The sequence below is a fragment of the Bartonella sp. ML70XJBT genome, assembly GCF_028618425.1.
In the GTDB taxonomy this organism is placed as follows: Bacteria; Pseudomonadota; Alphaproteobacteria; order Rhizobiales; family Rhizobiaceae; genus Bartonella.
Map to the genome: position 1 here is coordinate 1 of NZ_JAQISX010000045.1, position 5,054 is coordinate 5,054.

The window sequence follows — 5,054 nt, forward strand, 5'->3', positions numbered from 1 at the left end:
CAAGATTTTTTTCTTTCCAAACAGTGTGTAAGTCACACCGCGTTTTGTTTCTTCTGCTTGAAAAAATTTAAGAGGTATTGGTGTTCCAGAACCAATGATATCTGTCTCAAGAAACCTTGCTGTCGCCTTTTCTTTAATATAAACGCCTTTTTTAACACGCTTTGGTTGGGCTGATGAGAGGTCGGCAACTTGCTTCTCCGTAAAGCGCTCGACTTGCTTTGCTGCGGTGTTTAGAGCATTACGCAAAGCCCAATTAAGGCGTGGTGCTTGAAGACTGGTGAAGGTATCCTTCACCTGTTGAAGATACCATTCTTGATGGATAATTAATTTCAATTTTTAAGCTTTTTAGCAGGAGGTGTTGATGGCTTGGAAACTTTAGGTGTTTTGGTCTGTTGAAGTGAAGTTTCTTCTGCACTTGGTTCAGAAGATGTTTGTACAACTTCTTTTTCGGTTGGCTTAGTCTGTTCAATTACCTTTTCAGATTTTATTGTGGTTCTACTTTCAACAAAGGGTTTTACGGCGTTTGCTCGTTTAAGTCGGGCATAGACTTGATTGGAAACTTCAACAAATGGATTATTGGGTGTTGATGGTTCAAAGCGAACAGTGCTTTTATTGTCTCCAATAACACACATTGGCTTAGTGATGACAGCTTTCATCATTGCTCCTTTTGAGTCATAATTAATGACATCATTAGTCAAATATTGATTTTTATTCTGTGAAAAATTGATTAGCCAGAATTACCAAGAAAACAGGGCTTTCTAGCCACATTTCAAGTTCATATTTTACTGAATTTTTGGGGATATTTTTGAATTTTAGGCACAATAAAACCAGTGCCGTGTCATCATTAAATATGATTTTTCACATCATGTCAACAAAAAAATCATGACCTTGTGTTTTTTTATTTTTTTACCTAAATATGGTGTTTTTAGAAACAAAAAGGTATGTATTGACACAGCCAAAAAAGAAGAAAATCTAAATATTAAGCTCGTGACGCGCTGCTGTTGCCAAAAAAGCAGATCTTGTTAAACCTCTTTTTTGTGCACAATCATCAATTGCACGTAAGAGTCCTCTTTCAATAGATATATTCGTACGTACCACTTCTGCATCATTTTCAATAAAGGGGACTTGTATTAAAAAAGCTCCTTCTGACAAAGCTGTTTTGACAGATTCCCGTTGTATGACTTCCTCAAATTTTGAAGGAATAGGCACTATATCTATATCTTCGCAATAAAGTTGAAGTGCTTCTGTTGCGTTTGCGATTAAATTTTCTTCCTCATCAGCAGCAGAAAAAAGTCCCTCAAAATCAGGAAACTGAACACCAAAAGCAGAATCTTCATCTTTATGAACAAGAGCAAAAAATCTTTTCATTTTTCTTATCCTTTTTTTAACCAACCTGCTTGTTGTGCGATAGAACGTGCTGTACCAATCGGAAGATTTTTTTTAGGATGTGGAACAATAACAACCTTACCATCTTTTTTTAATTTATGATGAGAACCTTTTACTTTGACAAGTTCAAAGCCATCACGCTTTAATTTTGCAATGATTTTTCGGCTATCTTGTTCCATTTCCTAAACTCATGATGTGTAAATATATACACATTTTAATAATTTTTCATCTGATGTCAATTCTTTTTTAACGGCTAAAGTGCTTATGAAGCGCATGAAGAACAATACGCAAAGAACTAACAAGATGTGTTAGCGATTGATCTTCTATAACAAGATATTGTAATGCAACATAAAGATTATACTGTCTATAAAGGCATTGCGCTTCTTTGATAACCTCTTTCATTTCTTCATAACAATGAGTTGCTCTTTCAATCCACCGTTGTTGTGCCTCTTCATTTGATGAAGGAGTAAAATCATCATAAATTGCATTAGGCAACCCTTTTGCACATAAATAGTTGTTTCTCACTTCAAGATATTTTTGCGCAGCATCATATTGGTCTTGGTTAATCACACCTTGCAAATAAAGCCGCCCAATATAGGTACTGGAAAGTGGATTTTTAGCCTCTTCTATGGTCAAACAGAAGCGTTTGGCACGCATTTCAATTGCCAATTTTTCAATGGGATCATGGGGCATTTTTGTCCGTGAGATACGTCCATTTGGTTCTCTGATACATCCGTTGATCCGTGGACGACCACGTTTTTTTCTTTTTGTCATATTTTTTTCAATCAGAATGGTATGCTATCATTATTAATGAGTGCACTATGATCAGCAGCCTCTGAAGCGATAGCATAATTTTGAGAAGTAATGGGTGAAGGGGTAGGGGATGCCGATTGCTCTTTCTTTGCATCAAGCAACTGCAATTCCCCTTTATATTGTGATAAGACAATCTCTGTTGTGAAGCGGTCAATACCGTTTTTATCTTGCCATTTACGGGTTTGTAATTTGCCTTCTACATAAACTTTTGAACCTTTATGTAAATATTGAAGCGCAATTTTTGCCAAATGTGGATTAAAAACCACCACGGAATGCCATTCTGTTTTCCCTACTTTTTGATTGGTATTTTTATCTGTATAGCTCTCAGAAGTAGCCAACCGAAAATTGACTATTTCGGCACCAGAATTCATTGTTTTGCTTTCGGGATCAGCCCCTAAATAGCCAATTAAGATCACTTTATTCATCATGTTTTTAGTTACCTTAAATTTGTATTTAAATATGTAAAAATCTTATCATAATTTGCTATTTTTATCAATTTTTTCAAAAGGATATTATTGTTTTTTAACATATAAAATTATATTTAATATGCAAAAAAACATAAATAGTTCAGTGTTCATTTAAAACTCTTGATATACATACATAAATGTATTAACATAAGATATGAGAATAAGATTTGAATGGGATGAAACTAAAGCAAAAAGTAATCTTAGAAAGCACCGTGTCAGTTTTGAAATTGCTGCTCGTGTTTTTGCAGACCCGTTCGCCATGGTTAAACAAGACCGTATTGAAAACGGAGAATATCGTTGGCAAACTTTGGGTCTTGTGGATGGTTTTTTACTGCTGCTCGTAGCGCATACTGTCCATGATGATAAAGATGGTATAGAAGTAATCCGTATTATTTCAGCGCGGCGAGCTAACTCGAAAGAAAGGAAACGTTATGAAGAAGAAAGTTCTTTATGAAATTGATGTAGGTAACTTATCACCTTTGACAGATAAACAGAGAGTTGAAGTTGATAAGCTGGCTGCAATGCCGGACAGTGCAATTGATCATAGTGATATTCCGTCACTCAATGATGCATTCTGGAAAAACGCCGTTCGCAACCCATTCTATAAACCAACCAAAACTGTCACAACAGTACGTGTGGACTCAGACGTTCTAGCGTGGCTTAAAAGTCAAGGGAAAGGATATCAAACGCGGATTAACGCCATTTTACGTGATGCCATGCTTCGTTCAATGCGATAAACTCATTTTCTCCTCGCCATAAAAGACGAGAAGAAAGGGGAGTCACGTTTTTAAATCTAAGCAGCTTTTACGGCAGATCTTGCTAGAACCTGTTTTGCTTCTTTAATGAGAGCTTTGTATTTTCTGTTTTCTTCATCTACTCTGAAGGCATCAAGAAGACGCACATGAATTGGACCTAAAAGATATAAAACTTTTTCACCAGCGTTCATACCTTCCCAATAGCTTGGCAAATCAAAGCGCGTATCACGATCATAATCAACAGATTGGTTTCTCAGTTTCTTTTCACACTCAATAAAGTAACGGCGTGCTTGACGTCCTTTCTCATTGCGTTCAACCATTGAGAGCTCTTTCGCCATGTCTAGAGTGAGATGATATTCTATTGCTGTAACAGCTCTAGATTTTGCGCTTCCCAATTTTGGGAACCGCAAATCTTGTGTTTTTATGAAATCTTTACCTTCTTCAAATGTATATTGATTAATACGATCTGTAATCCAAGTAGCGAAACGTTTTCCTATTTCCATGAATGCGTGTAACTCACGCGCATTGACCGTTTGCACAATTTCTTGTTCAATAATTTTTTCTGATATTTTAATGATTGTGTTCATAATATTGGTTCCTTTGTTTTAAAAGCTTAAGTATCCAGGGCTAAAACAACCGAACCAATTCAGTCCTTCACATCTTTAGGTTACCCTTGGACATACACGTGAAGACCCTGGAATAATAAAATGAAGGGCAACAGATCTTTCGGGATACTGTTGAACCGATTGGTTACAGGTGTTTTAAGCCTGCCTCGTAACCTAATGGCTTTTAAAAATTTGTCAAGTTGTTCCTGATATGAGTTAGCATCTAATCATTGTTTTTTCAGAAGCTTCCGATAATTTTTTGATCTCTTTATTGATCTCATCAATGAGCGGTTCGTAATTGAGAACGCTTTTCGGAATAGCACCACCGTAAACCCAAGCTTTCACTTGCGCTTTGGTACTAAAATCCGCATTTTCTGGTATGGTGTAATACTGACCACCATCAAATTTTTCACACTCTCTCCTGCCATCTTCATATTCGTAGAGGTTGTAAAAATACTCTGCTGCTCCATCTCCCCATGGAACATAACCAACAGCTGTTGCCACAAACTTTTTTTGCATGGGCTGTTTACGTTGTGTTAAGAACAGACGTTGTAAAATTTGCATGTCTTTATCCTTAAATTTGCCAATAGGGTTATTTGACTCAAATTTGATCATATAGAGCGTTTTGTATTGCAGATATTATTTCATCATAAAATCTTTAAATCGCTCTGTACGGTGCCATTTTATTGATTTAAACGCATATCTATTCCCAAAATGATCAGCACTTTTCACTATTTTGCTAACTTGCAATGTTTTTCACTGTTCTCCCAAGACCATTTAAAGTTTCTTCAAGCTCTTGCTTGTGAACAAGCGTTAGTGGTCTAAAATGCTCTTTCGCTGTTTTTTCTTTGAGTGCTTTCTCACGTGTGTTTTCAATTGCTCTACGTACACTTTCGGCTTCTGAAAGAAGGGTATTTTCTAGTGTCTGGCAATAAGCTAAAAGCTCTCCACAAGTTGGCATAAATGTTTTTGATATCCCAATTGCTTGACCAGTTACGATATCTTCGACGCCCTTTTTCAGAGCATAT

Annotated in this window: 10 protein-coding genes and 1 pseudogene; 2 read left to right on the plus strand and 9 right to left on the minus strand. The window is 36.3% G+C overall.

The features are described 5' to 3' along the window. The 6 genes and pseudogenes from PVV65_RS08915 to ssb form a co-directional block, all read right to left on the minus strand. A pseudogene (locus PVV65_RS08915) lies at nucleotides 1-333 on the minus strand (hypothetical protein); the annotation flags it as partial. Next, complete coding sequence (locus PVV65_RS08920; protein WP_273789926.1) at nucleotides 330-656, minus strand: hypothetical protein; 327 nt, start codon at nucleotides 654-656, stop codon at nucleotides 330-332. The gene PVV65_RS08920 and the pseudogene PVV65_RS08915, both read right to left, overlap by 4 nt. 316 nt (nucleotides 657-972) lie before the next feature. After that, on the minus strand, nucleotides 973-1,368 hold the full coding sequence (locus PVV65_RS08925; protein WP_273789919.1) for a type II toxin-antitoxin system HicB family antitoxin: 396 nt from the start codon (nucleotides 1,366-1,368) through the stop codon (nucleotides 973-975). A gap of 5 nt (nucleotides 1,369-1,373) precedes the next feature. Beyond that, complete coding sequence (locus PVV65_RS08930) at nucleotides 1,374-1,565, minus strand: type II toxin-antitoxin system HicA family toxin (RefSeq protein ID WP_273789920.1); 192 nt, start codon at nucleotides 1,563-1,565, stop codon at nucleotides 1,374-1,376. A 67-nt stretch (nucleotides 1,566-1,632) separates the two neighbouring features. After that, on the minus strand, nucleotides 1,633-2,160 hold the full coding sequence (locus PVV65_RS08935; protein WP_273789921.1) for a hypothetical protein: 528 nt from the start codon (nucleotides 2,158-2,160) through the stop codon (nucleotides 1,633-1,635). Between the two features lie 11 nt (nucleotides 2,161-2,171). Beyond that, entirely contained in the window at nucleotides 2,172-2,627 is a 456-nt protein-coding gene (gene ssb, locus PVV65_RS08940) for a single-stranded DNA-binding protein (RefSeq protein ID WP_273789922.1), read from the minus strand. Between the two features lie 193 nt (nucleotides 2,628-2,820). On the opposite strand from ssb, the gene PVV65_RS08945 reads away from it, so the two are divergent. Together PVV65_RS08945 and PVV65_RS08950 are read left to right on the plus strand one after the other, a co-directional pair. Next, nucleotides 2,821-3,120, plus strand: a complete 300-nt coding sequence (locus PVV65_RS08945; RefSeq protein ID WP_208439550.1) for a BrnT family toxin — start codon at nucleotides 2,821-2,823, stop codon at nucleotides 3,118-3,120. Then, complete coding sequence (locus tag PVV65_RS08950; protein ID WP_273756873.1) at nucleotides 3,098-3,403, plus strand: BrnA antitoxin family protein; 306 nt, start codon at nucleotides 3,098-3,100, stop codon at nucleotides 3,401-3,403. The genes PVV65_RS08945 and PVV65_RS08950 overlap by 23 nt, the downstream gene beginning before the upstream one ends. A gap of 56 nt (nucleotides 3,404-3,459) precedes the next feature. On the opposite strand, the gene PVV65_RS08955 is transcribed toward PVV65_RS08950, so the two are convergent. The 3 genes from PVV65_RS08955 to PVV65_RS08965 all read right to left on the minus strand — a co-directional run. Continuing rightward, a complete protein-coding gene (locus PVV65_RS08955; RefSeq protein WP_273789923.1) occupies nucleotides 3,460-4,008 on the minus strand; it encodes an antA/AntB antirepressor family protein in 549 nt (182 codons plus the stop codon). 234 nt (nucleotides 4,009-4,242) lie between these two features. Next, the gene (locus PVV65_RS08960) at nucleotides 4,243-4,590 is read right to left on the minus strand and encodes a hypothetical protein (RefSeq protein WP_273789924.1); all 348 of its coding nucleotides are present in this window, start codon (nucleotides 4,588-4,590) and stop codon (nucleotides 4,243-4,245) included. 175 nt (nucleotides 4,591-4,765) lie between these two features. Beyond that, a partial coding sequence (locus PVV65_RS08965; RefSeq protein ID WP_273789925.1) for a hypothetical protein occupies nucleotides 4,766-5,054 on the minus strand: 289 nt, incomplete at its 5' end.

Bases quoted from the DNA above. Each gene is read 5' to 3' on its own strand.
- PVV65_RS08920 (WP_273789926.1), bottom strand. From the start codon at position 656: ATGAAAGCTGTCATCACTAAGCCAATGTGTGTTATTGGAGACAATAAA.
- PVV65_RS08925 (WP_273789919.1), bottom strand. From the start codon at position 1,368: ATGAAAAGATTTTTTGCTCTTGTTCATAAAGATGAAGATTCTGCTTTT.
- PVV65_RS08930 (WP_273789920.1), bottom strand. From the start codon at position 1,565: ATGGAACAAGATAGCCGAAAAATCATTGCAAAATTAAAGCGTGATGGC.
- PVV65_RS08935 (WP_273789921.1), bottom strand. From the start codon at position 2,160: ATGACAAAAAGAAAAAAACGTGGTCGTCCACGGATCAACGGATGTATC.
- ssb (WP_273789922.1), bottom strand. From the start codon at position 2,627: ATGATGAATAAAGTGATCTTAATTGGCTATTTAGGGGCTGATCCCGAA.
- PVV65_RS08945 (WP_208439550.1), top strand. From the start codon at position 2,821: ATGAGAATAAGATTTGAATGGGATGAAACTAAAGCAAAAAGTAATCTT.
- PVV65_RS08950 (WP_273756873.1), top strand. From the start codon at position 3,098: ATGAAGAAGAAAGTTCTTTATGAAATTGATGTAGGTAACTTATCACCT.
- PVV65_RS08955 (WP_273789923.1), bottom strand. From the start codon at position 4,008: ATGAACACAATCATTAAAATATCAGAAAAAATTATTGAACAAGAAATT.
- PVV65_RS08960 (WP_273789924.1), bottom strand. From the start codon at position 4,590: ATGCAAATTTTACAACGTCTGTTCTTAACACAACGTAAACAGCCCATG.